This window comes from Pseudomonas frederiksbergensis (assembly GCF_000802155.2).
GTDB lineage: Bacteria > Pseudomonadota > Gammaproteobacteria > Pseudomonadales > Pseudomonadaceae > Aquipseudomonas > Aquipseudomonas frederiksbergensis_A.
The window spans coordinates 404,496-420,008 of record NZ_JQGJ02000001.1 but is presented as its reverse complement, the minus strand read 5'-3'; the positions used below and the strand labels follow the sequence as shown (position 1 = coordinate 420,008).

Here is a 15,513-nt window from a genome sequence, read left to right as displayed (position 1 = left end):
AACCGGCTGATCATCAGCTACCCTGTCTCGATCCATTGACCCGCTAGCCCCTGACGGGATTGTGCCCCGCTGGAGCGGACCGACCCATTGCGGGTTGTTCCGCGGCGGCTGGCTTTTGCGTTTTCCATCCCCATAACCATCGCAACGCTGCCTCAGGTGAAAACAGCAGGTATGCTGACAACCTGCCGAAGGAGATAGAAAATGGCCTACGATTTTGACTTGTATGTGATTGGCGCCGGTTCCGGTGGTGTGCGGGCGGCGCGGTTTGCCGCCGGTTTCGGGGCCAAGGTGGCCGTGGCGGAGAGCCGCTACCTGGGCGGTACGTGCGTTAACGTCGGTTGTGTGCCGAAAAAACTGCTGGTCTACGGCGCGCATTACGCCGAAGACTTCGAGCAGGCATCGGCCTATGGCTGGACGGCGGGCGATGTGAGTTTCGACTGGGCCACGCTGATCGCCAACAAAGATCGCGAGATCAATCGCCTCAACGGCATCTACCGCAACCTGCTGGTCAACAGTGGCGTGACGTTGCATGAAGGACACGCCAGGATCACCAATCCTCACGAAGTGGAGATCAATGGCGAGCGCCACACCGCCCGGCACATCATGATCGCCACCGGTGGCTGGCCGGTGATCCCGGACATCCCGGGGCGCGAGCACGCCATCAGCTCCAACGAGGCGTTCTTTCTCAAGACGCTGCCCAAGCGCATGCTGGTGGTGGGGGGCGGCTACATTGCGGTGGAGTTCGCCGGGATTTTCCATGGCATGGGCGCGCAAACATCCTTGCTCTATCGCGGTGACTTGTTCCTGCGTGGCTTCGACGGCGCGGTGCGCAAGCACCTGGCCGAAGAGCTGCAGCGTCGTGGCCTGGACCTGCAATTCAACGCAGACATCCAGCGCATCGACAAGGAAACTGACGGCAGCCTGAAGGTGACGCTCAAGGACGGTCGTACGCTGTCCACCGATTGCGTGTTCTATGCCACCGGCCGGCGCCCGATGCTGGACAACCTGGGCCTGGAGAACACCGGCGTGACGCTGGACGAAAAAGGCTTCGTTCAGGTCAATAAGGAATACGAGACTGCCGAACCATCGATCCTGGCCATTGGCGACGTGATCGGCCGTGTGCAGCTCACGCCTGTCGCACTGGCCGAAGGCATGGCGGTGGCGCGGCGCTTGTTCAAGCCCGAGCAGTATCGCCTGGTGGACTACCGGATGATTCCCACGGCGGTGTTCAGCCTGCCGAACATCGGCACGGTTGGCCTGACGGAAGAACAGGCTCGGGAAGAGGGCCACGAAGTGCAGATTTTCGAAAGCCGTTTCCGGCCGATGAAGCTGACCCTCACTGACTGCCAGGAACGGACCTTGATGAAGTTGGTGGTCGATGCCAGGACCGACAAGGTGCTGGGTTGCCACATGGTCGGGCCGGACGCCGGGGAAATTGTCCAGGGCCTGGCGATCGCCCTCAAGGCGGGCGCCACCAAGCGCGATTTCGATGAAACCATCGGTGTGCACCCGACCGCCGCCGAAGAATTCGTCACCATGCGTACGCCTACCGCCTGATTACCCCTCCGTCCATGGGGCTGTGATCCATTGATCCAGCCCTGTGAACTGTCAGGCAACTGCCACGATCAACCGATCGCCGCCTTCGGCAGCCTCCACAGATTTCTTCTATCTATATAGATTCCTGATAGTCAAAACCAATCATTGACATGAGCTTTGGCAATGAGCCAACGGCGAAATGAGTGGCTAAGATTCATCCCATCAACTTCACAACCCCTGACGGAGAGTCAACGATGCCTATCATCAACAGCCAAGTTAAACCGTTCAAAGCCACCGCGTTCAAAAACGGCGCTTTCGTCGAAGTGTCGGACGCTGACCTGAAAGGCAAGTGGTCTGTCGTGTTCTTCTATCCGGCTGACTTCACCTTCGTTTGCCCAACCGAGCTGGAAGACCTGGCTGACAACTACGCCGAGTTCCAGAAGCTGGGCGTCGAGATCTACAGCGTTTCCACCGACACTCACTTCGCCCACGCTGCCTGGCACAACACTTCGCCAGCCATCGGCAAGATCCAGTACACCATGATCGGCGACCCGACCCTGGCCATTTCTCGCAACTTCGACGTGCTGATCGAAGAAGCTGGCCTGGCTGACCGCGGTACTTTCGTGATCAACCCTGAAGGCCAGATCAAGATCGTTGAAATCAACGACGGCGGTGTAGGCCGTGACGCTTCCGAGCTGCTGCGCAAGATCAAGGCTGCCCAGTATGTTGCTGCTCACCCAGGCGAAGTCTGCCCAGCCAAGTGGAAAGAAGGCGAGGCCACCCTGGCTCCGTCCCTGGACTTGGTCGGCAAGATCTAAACCAGTGCGTTACCAGAGGGCGATTCGCTCTTGATCAAGTAAGCCGCTTCGCCCCAAAAAACGCCCGGGCGAGATTCGCTCGGGCGTTGTTTTTTCTGAAATTCAAACATGGAAATCGCCCGTATGTTGGACGCCAATCTTAAAGCTCAGTTGAAGTCATACCTGGAACGGGTCACCCAGCCGATCGAGATCGTTGCATCCCTCGACGACGGTGCGAAATCCCAGGAAATGCTCGCGTTACTCAAAGACGTTGCCAGTCTTTCCAACCAGATTACCTTGCTCGACAACGGCACCGATGCGCGCAAGCCCTCGTTCTCGTTGAACCGCCCGGGAGCGGACATCAGCCTGCGTTTCGCCGGTATTCCCATGGGCCATGAATTCACTTCGTTGGTACTGGCCCTGCTGCAAGTCGGTGGCCACCCTTCGAAGGCCAGTGTCGACGTGATCGAACAGATCCGCTCGCTCAAGGGCGAGTTCAACTTCGAGACATATTTCTCGCTGTCGTGCCAGAACTGCCCGGACGTGGTCCAGGCGCTGAACCTGATGGCGGTGCTGAACCCGAACATCAAGCATGTCGCCATCGACGGCGCGCTGTTCCAGGCCGAAGTCGATGAACGCCAGATCATGGCCGTGCCAAGCATCTACTTGAACGGTGTGAACTTCGGCCAGGGCCGCATGGGCCTGGAAGAAATCCTCGCCAAGATCGACACCAGCGGCATCGAACGCCAGGCCGAGAAGATCAGCGCCAAGGATGCCTTTGATGTGTTGGTGGTCGGCGGTGGCCCGGCCGGTGCTTCGGCGGCCATCTATGCGGCCCGCAAAGGCATCCGCACCGGTGTGGCGGCCGAGCGTTTCGGTGGCCAGGTGCTCGACACCATGGCGATCGAGAACTTTATCTCGGTCCAGGAAACCGAAGGCCCGAAACTGGCCGTTGCCCTGGAAGAGCACGTCAAGCAGTACGACGTGGACATCATGAACCTGCAACGCGCCGACGCCCTGGTGCCTGGCACGGATGGTGGGCTGCATGAAATCAAGTTCGCCAGCGGCGCGAGCCTCAAGGCCAAGACCGTGATCCTGGCGACCGGTGCACGCTGGCGCGAAATGAACGTGCCGGGCGAGCAGCAATACCGCAACAAGGGCGTGGCGTACTGCCCGCACTGCGATGGTCCGCTGTTCAAAGGCAAGCGCGTGGCGGTGATCGGCGGCGGTAACTCCGGCGTCGAGGCGGCCATCGACCTGGCAGGTATCGTGTCCCACGTCACGCTGCTGGAGTTCGACGTGCAATTGCGGGCCGACGCGGTGTTGCAACGCAAACTGCACAGCCTGCCGAATGTGACGGTGATCACCCATGCCCAGACCACTGAAGTGACGGGTGACGGTCAGAAGGTCAACGGCCTGCGCTACAAGGACCGTCCGAGCGGTGAAGTGCGCGACGTGGCGCTGGAAGGGATCTTCGTGCAGATCGGCCTGTTGCCCAACACCGATTGGCTCAAGGGCACCGTAGAGCTGTCACCGCGCGGCGAGATCATCGTCGATGCCCGTGGCGAAACCTCGATCCCTGGCGTGTTCGCTGCCGGTGACGTCACCACCGTGCCGTACAAGCAGATCGTGATCGCCGTGGGCGAGGGTGCCAAGGCCTCGTTGAGCGCCTTCGATCACCTGATCCGCACCTCCGCACCGGCCTGATCGCCAGTCGCTGAAAAAACAAAACCCCATGGGCCCTGGCCCATGGGGTTTTTTTTGATCGCGCGTTCCCCGTGGGAGGGTGATGCGGTTTACAGCGGAGCAGGCTGAATGATTTCAACCCAATAGCCGTCCGGGTCCTTGATGAACGCCAGGCTTTTCATCCGACCGTCGCTCAGGCGCTTCTGGAAATCGCAGCCCAGCGCTTCGAAGCGCTCGCAGGCGGCGACGACGTCCGGTACCGAGATGCAGATGTGACCGAAACCGCGCGGGTCGGTGTTGCCATTGTGGTAGGCAAACGCCGGGTCGTTTTCGGTGCCATGGTTGTGGGTCAGTTCCAGGATGCCGGGGATCGATTTCATCCACTCGGTCCGCGCCGCTGCGTCCGCAGGGATTTGGCCCTTGTCCACCAGCGCGAGGAAATACAGGCTGAACTCGGCTTCAGGGAAATCGCGTTTTTCCACCAGGGAAAAACCCAGCACGCGGGTGTAGAAATCAAGGGACTTGGTAATGTCCTTGACCCGTAGCATCGTGTGGTTGAAGACGAACTTTGCCGTGGCGGCATCGGGTTGGGCGGTGACGCCAGGAAACGTGTTGAGTTCTTGCAGGCTCATGGGCCCTCCGGAAAATTAAGTGGGGCAAACGACGCCGCAGCGGTGCCGCGACGGTCCTGGGCTTGCGCTGGACGGCTTCCTTGCAGGTGCGTCCATGATACGCAAGGGGCGGGGCATCGCCAAACCGCAGGTTTATCGATTCACTGTCGGAAGTAACAGTTGTTCGGCTTGAAAATCTTCTTATTCTGAACCCGGCAAATCGATCGGTCGTTCCATCCGCTGCGCTTGCATTCCTTTCACCCCGATTCTCTCGAGCGTCACGAATGCGAGCCATACGATCCGAGCTGTGTGGCTGGAGAGTTTCTGATGTCTTCCCCGTTGGTGTCACTGCGCGATAACGCTATTTTCATATTCCCCGGCCAAGGATCTGATCCGAGAGGTGGCTTGGCGACGCTCCACGGCACCAGCCCACAAGTTGCGCAACGGATAGAGGAGGTCCTGGGCGCGATAGATGACGCATTGAATCATATCGAGCAACGTCGACCTATAGCGTCGGGCCTGATCCGACAGGTTCTGCTCGACCCGGACCACAAGGGCGGACTGCCGGTGGGTGTTCCGCAGATGGCAGCTTTTGCCGCTTCGGTAGCGCTGGCAGAGGTCCTGGAGCTATTTGGTGTGTGTCCTCGCGTGATCATTGCGCAAAGCCTGGGGGAAATTGCAGCGATGGTCTGCGCCGGTGCGCTTACGTTGGCGGATGGCGCACGGGCCGTTTGTGCATTGAACAACGCCTTCCAAGACCAGGAAGGCGAAGGGACCATGGTTCTGGTCGTAGGTTCTGAGCGGGAGACTTTGACCTTATTGGAAACAGTGAGGCGGCCGGACCTGGTGTTGGCGTGCGTCAATGCGCCTCGTCAATGCCTCGTCAGCGGTCCCAACAAGGCCATCGAGGCGCTGATGAAACAAGCCCCTGATGGCCCAAAGATCCTGAGGCTGGATGCACCTTATGCGTCTCATCATCCAGGCCAGGTGTCAGTGGCGGAGCGTTTCCTTGCACAACTGCGCGCACTTTCACCAGGTTCTATACGGGTTCCCCTGTATTCCTGCGTCGCGCGCAGGATGTACCACGACAAGGATGACCTGCCGCGCGGGCTCGCTGATTGCGTTATCAAACCGGCTCATCTATTGCAGGCACTTCAGGACATCAACTCGGACGCGCAAACGGTGTTTGTCGATCTCGGCATCGGTGGTGGTTTGTCACGGTGTGTGTACGCCACATTACCTCTGGCGCAGGCATACGCCCCGTTGGTACAGGATGCTGCTGAGCTGATGGTTTTGTTCTCCGAACTGGAGTTCCGGGCTGGGGCCGACGATCCGCTGACGGATCGGACAATCCGCGGCCTAGTCGAAGCCATTGAAGGGGCTGTTTCGAATGAAACGAGCATGCAGGCAGCGCAGATTCTTGCAGGCCTGGATCTCTCCCATCGTATCGGTTTGGCGAATCTGGAACTGCACCGAGGCACCTATGCGCGACTGCGAGCGCTGATCAAAGCGCTGCCCGCCAATACCCGATTGTTCGATGAGCCCGGCCTGATGCTGGCGCTTTCGCAAGCGCTGGGGGTGGGCGATCCGTCTTTGTTTATCGCCTTTGCCATCCAATACGGGCTTTGTGTCGGCACGTTGATCGAGTTCGAGCAGGACAACCCGGGCGCCATCCGCCTGCGCCAAGCGTTGGAGTCCGGCGAGAAAGTCAGCGCCTACATGATCACCGAAATCGGTGGCAGTAACAGTCAGATTGCCAATCGTACCGAGGCTGTCTTTGATCCCGCGAGTAGGTCCTTCACCTTGCATACCCCGGATAACGGTGCGCTTAAATTTACCAATGTGGGGATCAGTGACCAGCCCAAGATCGGCGTCGTGTGCGCACGCTTGAAAATGGATGGCCGGGACTGCGGTGTCTATCCTTTTGCCTTCGATATCAGCGATCATCGAGGCCCTCGTCCGGGCGTGCGGTTGTCTTCCCCGGCAGAAATCCCCCTGGTTCCCTTCGATTATGGATTGGCGAGATTCGATCATGTGCATCTACCCTATTGCGCTTGGTTGTCCGGCACAGCCTCCATCGATGAACAAGGCGTCTTGCATGATCCGCTCTCCCATCCGGACGAGCGGCTCGTCCGTACGCTAGTGGCACCTGCGCATGTCTGGGCCATGGCGGCAATAGCCATGTGTGCGGTGGCCCGTGCCAGTGTCGGGCTGGCCCTGAGTCATTCTTTACGCCGTTCCACGATGGCGCGTATTGGCGCCGATGTCAGTTTGCTGAGCTACAGTACCCAACGTCGCGCGCTGTTCGCTGCCTTGGCGACCACTTACGTCACCACCTGCCAGGTCAATCATGAAGTTGAAGGTTGGATGCAAAGAGTGCGCGAGCGGACCACGCGACGCACCGCCGATGCCTCGGCCTTGACCTGGGCGCCGTGGTCCAGCGCGAACCGATCGTTGGCGCTGAGCAAGGCATTGTGTACCTGGGCGGTCGAGCAAGTGATCAGCGAGTGTAGGCTTCGTTGCGGTGTAGCGGGTGATCTGACCTTGAATCGTTTCATGGAATACGAGGGGCTGGCCCACGTATTCAATGACGCCGGCGGCAATAATTTGCTTATCGTACTGGACACCGCCAAAAGCTTAAGTACGTTACCTCTCGACGTGCCCCCGGTATTTTCCGGGAGTGCTCGATTATTGGAGCCCGAATATTGGTTATTCTTGTTTCGCACACGCGAATACCGGTTGATCAGCCGTCTCAAGGCGGACGTCGAAGCCGCTGAAGTACGGGGCTGCGACCCAATGCAGGTGTGGAATCCGTTATTGGTCGGCGCCCGGGCCGTGGGCGAGGCGCATGGTTTGCGTCTGTTTCTTGAAAGTGCGCTGCAGGCCTTGGCGGTCGTTACCCAACCTCAAGTGGAAAAAATGCTGGGGGATTTGACCACTCTGTTTGTGCTCGAACGTATCGAGCAGCATGCCGCTTGGTTCATAAGCGAAGGATTGCTTGGGCTGGAAATGTACCGTCAGTTGGAAGGCAAGATAACGGTGCTGTGCGACCAACTGGCGCAACACGCACCGCAATGGATCGCAGCATTCGGTTACCCGAAGGATGCAACGCAGGCTCCCATCGGAGACGACATGGATTCTGCAGAGGCTTTGGCCAGTGCCCTGCACTGGACGACGGGTTCCCGCCCTCGGGGGGCACCTCAATGAATGTTTGATCGATCCGGTGTAGCTCTCGTTGACATGATGCTTCAGACTTCACGATCAGTCCTTGAGTGCAACGCAATGTTTCGACCGCTTCCTTCGCTGTTCGTCCTGCTGTTTACCGTCGCATCGAGCGTCGACGCGGGGGCCGCCGAACCGCAGGTTACCTGGCCTCAGGGGTGGATCATCGAATCGCTGCCTGCCGACGCACCGGTCCCAGCCAAAGGCCCCAGCCGGCAGCGCGCCACCAAGAATGATGCTTCGGGCAATGCCGTGATGGTGATGGAGTTAACCGCGTCACCCGTCGAGCCCGACCATCTCGTCAACTTGCAAGGCGTGCTGCTGGAAATGAGAAAGTCCATACAAAAGGATTTTTTCCAGGGCGGCTATCAAAGTGTCTGCAATAAGATTCATGCTTCGGTGTTGGGTGGCGCAAGCGCGTTGGAAACCACTTGCACGATTACGCAGAACGGCCGACATGTATTGTCGCAGACCCTTGTCGCGGCACTTAACGAGGGCAATGCCTACGTGTTGTCCTATGCGGGGCAGGCGCAGGTATTCGTAGAAAGCCAGGATGAAATACAGTCGGTACGAAATAGCCTGAAACTATAAGGCTTTCAGCATAATACTTTTGGATTAGCCTTAAAGTTCGGGCATAAAAAAGCCCTGGTGCAAGCCAGGGCTTTTTGCATAGTAGTGCGATCAACCACGCAGCCAGGAATCGACGGTGCTCGCGCCGTATTGTTCCTTCCACGCTTTCAGGCCGCGATGGTTGCCGCCCTTGGTCTCGATCAGTTCACCCGTGTGCGGGTTCTGGTAGACCTTGACGACCCGGGCGCGGCGGGTTTTTGGAGTCTTGGCCGACGGCAGACCTGACTTGGAAGGACTTGGGTCGAGGATCGCGATGATGTCACGCAGGCCCTTGCCGTAGGTTTTCATCAGCCCTTGGAGCTTTTCTTCGAATTCGATTTCTTTCTTGAGCCCGGCATCATTCTTCAAAGCTTCCAGCTGCGCGAGCTGCTCTTGAAGGGCCTTTTCGGCTTTGCGAAATTCAGCGAGTCTGGACAATATAAGTACTCCAATCAAAATAAATGGCTGATACCAACCGCAAACAAAGCTATAAGCCAGGCGCCTTGTAGCGACTCGGTGACTAATGACTCTCCTGCTATCGGGTCAGGCAGAAAAAATTGTAGTAGTTAATCCGAAAAGTGTAAATCGTAACTTTTTCGTTATGTAACAACAGTTGCCTTTTTCCATCAGTCGGCGGGACGACGTCAAGCGCTTGGCGACGGAAATTGGCTGTTAAGAGTACTAGATGGCGTAATGAAATCTTGCCCGCTACTGTAGCGGGCAAATAGAAGGCTTGTAGAAAAGTTAAGCGTGACTTAAATCGACCGGACTGCCTGGGCCAGCTCGATAAACGCCAGGGTTGCCGGCGAGGCTTGGCGGCTATCGAGCACGGCCAGGCCGATCTGCCGTGGGACGGGTGGCGACAGGGGGCGAACAACGAACCCAGGGTGCTGGACCAGAGGTAGCGAGCCTTCGGAAACCACGCTCACCGCGTCGCCACGCGCGACGATGTCGAGTGTACTGAGCAGTTGCGAGCAGCGATAACGTACGTTCGGTGCAAGGCGTGCTGCATTGAACAAGCGCCAGACCAGTTCCGACGACCCAGCCTCAGTGAGGATGAACGGGTCATCGCACAAGTCCCTGAGCTTTACGCAGGTCTGGTCGGCGAGCGAGTGGGCAGCGGGGAGCAGGGCGACCATCTGGTCTTCCACCAGCGCGAACGTATCGAAGCGCTCCTCCGGCAAAACCACGAAACCGACGTCGATTCGCCGTTCATCCAACCACTGGAGCACCTGGCGGTCCGGGCCCTCGTCGACATGCACTTCGATCCCTGGATGCAATGCACTGAAGCGTTCCAGGATCGCCGGCAACAGCTTCATCGACGATGTCGGGCCGAACGAGCCGATGCGCAAGGTTCCGCGACGCATGCCGCGGGCGTCTGCGGCTTCCTGGCGCAGGGTGTTGGCCAATCCGAGCATGGCTCGGGCCCGCAGCAGCAGTTGCTGGCCGATGTCGCTGGGCTCCACCACGGTTTGATGACGCCTGAACAGCTCGACGCCGAGTTCTTGTTCCAGGGATTTGATCGCGTGCGACACCGCTGACTGTCCAATACCCAACCGTGTCGCGGCTGCCGTGAAACCACGCAGCTCGGCGACCAGCGAGAAGATCTCGAGTTGGGTAAGGGTCATGAGCAAATACTCATTTTACGATGAGAAGGCATGAGCTGGATGATGACCTATCTGCCCTGATCCAGTAAGCCCCTAGTTCGGTGAATCATGAAGCCCCTTGAACACACTGTTGCCGCGCCATCCGACGTTCCGGTCTATTTGAAACTTGCCATGGTCACGATGATCTGGGGCGGGACCTTCGTGGCCGGGCGGATCCTATCCGATGCCCTGGCGCCGATGCTGGCCGCCAGCGTACGTTTCCTGTTGGCGAGTATCGCGCTGCTGGGGTTTCTCGGCCTGGCGCGCATTTCCCTGGCAAGGCCCAGCCTGAAACAGGGTGCTCAACTGGTGGTGCTCGGTTTCTTCGGCATTTTCTTCTACAACCTCTGCTTCTTTTATGGCTTGCAATACATCAGCGCATCGCGGGCCTCGTTGATCGTGGCGTTGAACCCGGCGGTGATCGGGCTGGCTTCGTGGTGGCTCTTCAAGGAACGGCTGGGACGCCTGAAGGTGGCTGGCATTGTCTTGTGTCTCGGCGGGGCAGGCTTGGTGATCGTCAGTCGAGACCCAACCCTGCTACAAACAGCGGAACACGGCTGGATAGGCGACATGCTGATTTTCGGCTGTGTGCTGGGCTGGGGTATTTATTCGCTGTTTTCCAGAAGCCTGAATGAGAGCCTTGGCCCGTTGCAGACGGTGACCTGGTCGATCCTGCTGGGCACGCTGATGCTCTGGGGAGCGTGTGCAGCGGGCGGGGATATTCGCTTCGCGGCGCTGGCCTCGCTGGACAGTCGACAATGGCTGAGCCTGCTATACCTAGGCGTGCTGGGCTCGGCCCTGGCCTACATCGCCTGGTATGACGGCATCCGGCGGATGGGCGCGACCCGGTCCGGCGTGTTCATCGCGCTCAATCCGCTCACGGCGGTGTTGTTGGGCGCCTTGCTATTGGACGAACGGCTCACGGCGCTGATGGGCGTGGGCGGGGGGCTGATCCTGATGGGGATTTTCCTGTGCAACAAACCCCTTGCGCGGCCGGCGGAAAAGGCGATTTGATACCCGAGGCGGACAAATACGGTTACGCTGTGTAGAATCGATTTACGCATATAAGAATAACGTCTTCTGGCAGCAGAAGCCTCGCCCGCAATAGCCTTGGGTCGACAATGAAGATACTTGGGTTTCAACTGATCTATGGCGATTTCCTCGCCCGCAGCGTCCGCGGTATTTCCTGCGCGCCGCCGTGCGCCCTCAGCATCACTGGCAACTAACGTTTCTTGTTAATTGATAAGCATGATGAGGCGCCGACATGGCAGATCTATACGAAAACCCGATGGGCCTGATGGGCTTTGAATTCATCGAATTCGCGTCCCCTACGCCCAATACCCTGGAGCCGATCTTCGAGATCATGGGCTTCACCAAAGTGGCCACCCACCGCTCCAAGGACGTGCACCTGTATCGCCAGGGCGCGATCAACCTGATCCTCAACAATGAACCCCATAGCGTGGCGTCCTACTTCGCCGCCGAGCACGGCCCGTCGGTGTGCGGCATGGCGTTCCGGGTCAAGGACTCGCAAAAAGCCTACAAGCGCGCCCTGGAACTCGGCGCCCAGCCGATCCACATCGAGACCGGCCCTATGGAGCTGAACCTGCCGGCGATCAAGGGCATCGGCGGTGCGCCGCTGTACCTGATCGACCGTTTCGGCGAAGGCAGTTCGATCTACGACATCGACTTCGTGTTCCTTGAAGGCATCGACCGCAATCCGGCGGGCGCGGGCCTGAAGATTATCGATCACTTGACCCACAACGTGTATCGCGGGCGCATGGCCTACTGGGCGAATTTCTACGAGAAGCTGTTCAACTTCCGTGAAATTCGCTACTTCGACATCAAGGGCGAATACACCGGCCTGACGTCCAAGGCGATGACCGCTCCGGATGGCATGATCCGCATCCCGTTGAACGAAGAATCGTCCAAGGGCGCCGGGCAGATCGAAGAGTTCCTGATGCAGTTCAACGGCGAAGGCATCCAGCACGTGGCGTTCCTCACCGACGACCTGATCAAGACCTGGGACCAGTTGAAGAAAATCGGCATGCGCTTCATGACCGCGCCACCGGACACCTACTACGAGATGCTCGAAGGCCGCCTGCCGAACCACGGTGAACCGGTGGGTGAATTGCAATCGCGGGGCATTCTGCTGGACGGTGCGTCCGAGCAAGGCGACAAGCGCCTGCTGCTGCAAATCTTCTCGGAAACCTTGATGGGCCCGGTGTTCTTCGAATTCATCCAGCGCAAGGGCGACGATGGTTTCGGCGAAGGCAACTTCAAGGCACTGTTCGAGTCGATCGAGCGTGATCAGGTACGTCGTGGTGTGCTCGCGACCGAGTAAACCCTAAAGCTAAAAAAGCCCGCCCGGCAGCGATGCCAGGCGGGCTTTTTCATGTTCTGGTTGACGCTGCTACTGCACGCTTACAAGGGGAGTTGAGGCACGCCCATATCAAACGTCTGCACAAGAGTCATGTTAAACCTGCGCTCCAAATGAGCCGTCAGCTCCGCCATGTTCTTGAACTTATTCTCGATGCTCATGCCCCAGCTCTGGTTGTTGATATACAGCTTGTCCTCTATCTCATTGACCTTTGTTCGTTTTACTTCGCCGTCCTTGGATCTGTGGTAGAGCTCGATTCCCTGGGGCCGATAACTGACGATGTACTGTCCGGGCCGGGTCAGCAGTGGGAATTGATCGACGAGGCGATGAGGCGAAGCGGGGATGGCCGTGGTCCCGGGCACTTGCCTCATGCCACTGCTTTGCAGTGCCCACACAAGCCTATCGAGGCTGTTGAACCGCACCGCATGCACCATCTCCAGCGAGCTGAACGGGGCTCTGATAAAAAACTTGTCGTTGTCCATTTGCACCGGGATTCTTTTCGCCTCAGTGCCATCGAGCCTAACGTAAAGCACAAAGCCTCCCGCCGACCGTTCAATCAGGAATTCCTTGGGCCGATGCAGCAGATTGCCGGGACTGGCGATCGGTCGTTGTATCGCTTGGGTGCTGACATTGACCTCCAACAGCAAATCCGATTTCACGAATTGGTGGGAGGGCGGGACAAGATGAGTGGTTGCGGCTTGCTGCAGGATAGGCAAGCGATTCGAAATGATTTCACCGGCATCGGGCATTACCCGGTCAGGTTGGCCGCCAACATCGACTACGCGAATCCCGATGACCCCTTCCAGTTCTGCAAGTCCCGGAACGTTTCGAACGGTATTGGCGTGCTCGCTGCCAACCAGGGCCACCCATTTATGGGCACCCTGCTGAACCTGAACACCCTCGATGATGGTATGGGCAATGAATTTGAAACGGTTCGGGCGCAGCGGGAAATACACCCTGAGGTCATCCTGATAGCTGGCTGACGTGTCGAGCGCGCGCACCCTGATGCCATGCTGGCGGGCGATGGTTACCAGGTTCTCCAAGGCATGGGTACTTAGCGGATCCACGCCTTGAAGCTCATCCTGGCGACGAAGGTTAGCCCGCAACTTCTCGGACATTACCCCGCTGGAGGCGAACGACGTCAGCAGCGGTTGATCGTACTCGGTCACCAAGTTCTCCAGGTAAAGCGTCTTCACCTGTTGTCTCGCCAGCGCCGGCAGATTGTCGATCAGCAGCATTCTTGCGCCGATAGCGTTATAGGCGGCTCCCAATACCAACCCGTTGGACTGGCGATAGACACTCTCGACAATATCGGAGACCGGACTGTAGGGCGGGAGTGTTGGTGCAGGGGGCCTGGGAGGTAATGGATGACGATCGAAGAACCGTTGGCTGGCGTCGACAATATCCCATTCGCGTCGACTGTGTTCCCGGCGTGCGCGCCTGCGATCCAGGTTCTCGGCAAAGTGGACTTGCTGATGGATGCCAAAGGGATCTGCAGGGAGCTGTGGGCGTCGGATGATCGTTTCAAAGTCATTTCGGTATCGCCTGGATAATTCATAGGGCCTCAGTCCTTGCCCACCTACCTCCAGGCTCAGCTCTGCGGTAGAGAGCGGCGACTCCTGCGTTATGCGAATCGCGGGGCCCCCCGGGATATCCTCGATACGAATACTCAGGACGCCCTGAAGTTGTGCCAGGTCGGGACGATTGCTGCGTATGTTTACCCCCCATCCAACATGCTGCCGCTCATAGGCGGGCGAGTTCAGTTGACGCTCCAAGGGAGCATCTATCAACGCGATCCATTTGCCCCCGGGGTGACTGAGCCGATCGGCCATGATGACTTGGTTGGCGTGATACGTGGAATGGCCGTGATATTCGCCACCGAGCAGTGCCTGCCGATACCTGGCTGCACAATCCAGGCCCCTGAGGCGTATGCCATTTTCTTGCGCCGCGATGATCAAACCTTCATAGGTGTAGGGGGTTGGATACGCAGCATCGACATTGACATCCAGGTGTTTCAGACGTTGCCCCAGGCTGTTGCTCACTTCGCCGGTCCTGAACAAATGATCCAGGGCGATCTGATCGATGTCGATTCTCAAGCGATCCAGGTACAGCGTGGTGACCCCGCTTGCGGCCAGTGCCGACATGTTGTCCATCAATTGCATCTTGCTACTGGTGCTGACGTAATTTTCGGTCAGTATCACGCCTTGGGACGCTGCCAGAACCGTCTCGACAAGCCTCGGAAGAGTGGCTACGCCGGCCAGGAGAGGAATGAGAGGGCGAGGCGGTGGCGTGACGGCACCGTAGAACACCTCGGCGTCGTTGCTCAACTTCGTCAGTTGGGCTGAGTAGAGAGGCCTCAACGTCGCCTCGCTGGAACGAATATCGGTGCTGATCAGTGCCTCGCTTCGCCGGTCGAAACTGGCTCGGTGTTCGGAGGACAATTGATACGGACGCAGTCTCGTGGCGAAGGTGTTTTCGCGCCAGTACATTTCGCCTTCGGGCCTGTAGAGCGCAGGACCGGAGGGCTGCGAGTCTTTCGGGCTCCTCGCGCAATACGCGCCCAAGACCGGGTCGTAGGCCACGCTGGCGACCTTGCCACCCTCCAGGTCGACGTACATTGCAACGCCCTCGATTCTTATCCCGTTGCCGCCAGGTAGCGACAATCCGTAGGGCGGATCGACTGCGTAGCTGGCCAACGATTGTTCCAACGCACGCGCAATCATGGGCGTGCTGGTTGAAGTGTCGGTGACTGAGACTGTGGGTTGTTGCGTGTTCTCGGGAGGGCGGGCGGCAGGGCTGCCCGGTTCCGATGGCGACGTGGATGGGCGCGAGATGTCCGCAGCGTTGGGCAACCTTCCGGACTCGGGAAGACGCGGAGTCGTCGGCAGGCTGATGTCAGCATCGGGTCTTGGTGTGCCCGTTTCCCTTGGGCGGATGGGTTTTTTTGGAGCCATTTTGTTCGTCCTTGATACACGGTAATGAACGCCGCAAGCGTCCTGGAGACGCTGCGGCTGTTTTTTCAGAAGGTG

Annotated in this window: 11 protein-coding genes; 7 read left to right on the top strand and 4 right to left on the bottom strand. The window is 58.6% G+C overall.

Annotated features, from left to right (window positions below; all coding sequences use genetic code 11):
* Positions 1-201 precede the first annotated feature (201 nt).
* The 3 genes from gorA (at position 202) to ahpF (ending at position 4,040) form a co-directional block, all read left to right on the top strand.
* Positions 202-1,557 (top strand): glutathione-disulfide reductase, encoded by a 1,356-nt coding sequence (gene gorA, locus JZ00_RS01800; RefSeq protein WP_039592978.1) that lies wholly within the window; start codon positions 202-204, stop codon positions 1,555-1,557.
* A gap of 233 nt (positions 1,558-1,790) precedes the next feature.
* On the top strand, positions 1,791-2,354 hold the full coding sequence (gene ahpC, locus JZ00_RS01795; RefSeq protein WP_011061677.1) for an alkyl hydroperoxide reductase subunit C: 564 nt from the start codon (positions 1,791-1,793) through the stop codon (positions 2,352-2,354).
* Positions 2,355-2,477: 123 nt separating this feature from the next.
* A complete protein-coding gene (gene ahpF, locus JZ00_RS01790) occupies positions 2,478-4,040 on the top strand; it encodes an alkyl hydroperoxide reductase subunit F (RefSeq protein ID WP_039592979.1) in 1,563 nt (520 codons plus the stop codon).
* Between the two features lie 89 nt (positions 4,041-4,129).
* On the opposite strand, the gene gloA is transcribed toward ahpF, so the two are convergent.
* Positions 4,130-4,651, bottom strand: coding sequence for a lactoylglutathione lyase (gene gloA / locus JZ00_RS01785; RefSeq protein ID WP_039592980.1), 522 nt, complete (start codon positions 4,649-4,651; stop codon positions 4,130-4,132).
* Between the two features lie 306 nt (positions 4,652-4,957).
* On the opposite strand from gloA, the gene JZ00_RS01780 reads away from it, so the two are divergent.
* Together JZ00_RS01780 and JZ00_RS01775 are read left to right on the top strand one after the other, a co-directional pair.
* Positions 4,958-7,837, top strand: a complete 2,880-nt coding sequence (locus JZ00_RS01780; RefSeq protein WP_046508843.1) for an acyltransferase domain-containing protein — start codon at positions 4,958-4,960, stop codon at positions 7,835-7,837.
* Between the two features lie 75 nt (positions 7,838-7,912).
* Positions 7,913-8,443 (top strand): DUF4946 domain-containing protein, encoded by a 531-nt coding sequence (locus JZ00_RS01775; RefSeq protein WP_039592981.1) that lies wholly within the window; start codon positions 7,913-7,915, stop codon positions 8,441-8,443.
* A 90-nt stretch (positions 8,444-8,533) separates the two neighbouring features.
* Here JZ00_RS01775 and JZ00_RS01770 read toward each other — a convergent pair whose 3' ends face one another.
* Complete coding sequence (locus tag JZ00_RS01770) at positions 8,534-8,899, bottom strand: histone-like nucleoid-structuring protein, MvaT/MvaU family (RefSeq protein WP_039592982.1); 366 nt, start codon at positions 8,897-8,899, stop codon at positions 8,534-8,536.
* A gap of 317 nt (positions 8,900-9,216) precedes the next feature.
* The gene (locus JZ00_RS01765) at positions 9,217-10,089 is read right to left on the bottom strand and encodes a LysR family transcriptional regulator (RefSeq protein WP_039592983.1); all 873 of its coding nucleotides are present in this window, start codon (positions 10,087-10,089) and stop codon (positions 9,217-9,219) included.
* Between the two features lie 87 nt (positions 10,090-10,176).
* On the opposite strand from JZ00_RS01765, the gene JZ00_RS01760 reads away from it, so the two are divergent.
* Positions 10,177-11,121, top strand: coding sequence for a DMT family transporter (locus JZ00_RS01760; RefSeq protein WP_039592984.1), 945 nt, complete (start codon positions 10,177-10,179; stop codon positions 11,119-11,121).
* A 250-nt stretch (positions 11,122-11,371) separates the two neighbouring features.
* Positions 11,372-12,448, top strand: coding sequence for a 4-hydroxyphenylpyruvate dioxygenase (gene hppD / locus JZ00_RS01755; RefSeq protein ID WP_039592985.1), 1,077 nt, complete (start codon positions 11,372-11,374; stop codon positions 12,446-12,448).
* Between the two features lie 80 nt (positions 12,449-12,528).
* Here hppD and JZ00_RS01750 read toward each other — a convergent pair whose 3' ends face one another.
* Entirely contained in the window at positions 12,529-15,438 is a 2,910-nt protein-coding gene (locus JZ00_RS01750) for a membrane-targeted effector domain-containing toxin (protein ID WP_152668388.1), read from the bottom strand.
* Positions 15,439-15,513: the final 75 nt, after the last annotated feature.

Bases quoted from the DNA above. Each gene is read 5' to 3' on its own strand.
- gorA (WP_039592978.1), top strand. From the start codon at position 202: ATGGCCTACGATTTTGACTTGTATGTGATTGGCGCCGGTTCCGGTGGT.
- ahpC (WP_011061677.1), top strand. From the start codon at position 1,791: ATGCCTATCATCAACAGCCAAGTTAAACCGTTCAAAGCCACCGCGTTC.
- ahpF (WP_039592979.1), top strand. From the start codon at position 2,478: ATGTTGGACGCCAATCTTAAAGCTCAGTTGAAGTCATACCTGGAACGG.
- gloA (WP_039592980.1), bottom strand. From the start codon at position 4,651: ATGAGCCTGCAAGAACTCAACACGTTTCCTGGCGTCACCGCCCAACCC.
- JZ00_RS01780 (WP_046508843.1), top strand. From the start codon at position 4,958: ATGTCTTCCCCGTTGGTGTCACTGCGCGATAACGCTATTTTCATATTC.
- JZ00_RS01775 (WP_039592981.1), top strand. From the start codon at position 7,913: ATGTTTCGACCGCTTCCTTCGCTGTTCGTCCTGCTGTTTACCGTCGCA.
- JZ00_RS01765 (WP_039592983.1), bottom strand. From the start codon at position 10,089: ATGACCCTTACCCAACTCGAGATCTTCTCGCTGGTCGCCGAGCTGCGT.
- JZ00_RS01760 (WP_039592984.1), top strand. From the start codon at position 10,177: ATGAAGCCCCTTGAACACACTGTTGCCGCGCCATCCGACGTTCCGGTC.
- hppD (WP_039592985.1), top strand. From the start codon at position 11,372: ATGGCAGATCTATACGAAAACCCGATGGGCCTGATGGGCTTTGAATTC.
- JZ00_RS01750 (WP_152668388.1), bottom strand. From the start codon at position 15,438: ATGGCTCCAAAAAAACCCATCCGCCCAAGGGAAACGGGCACACCAAGA.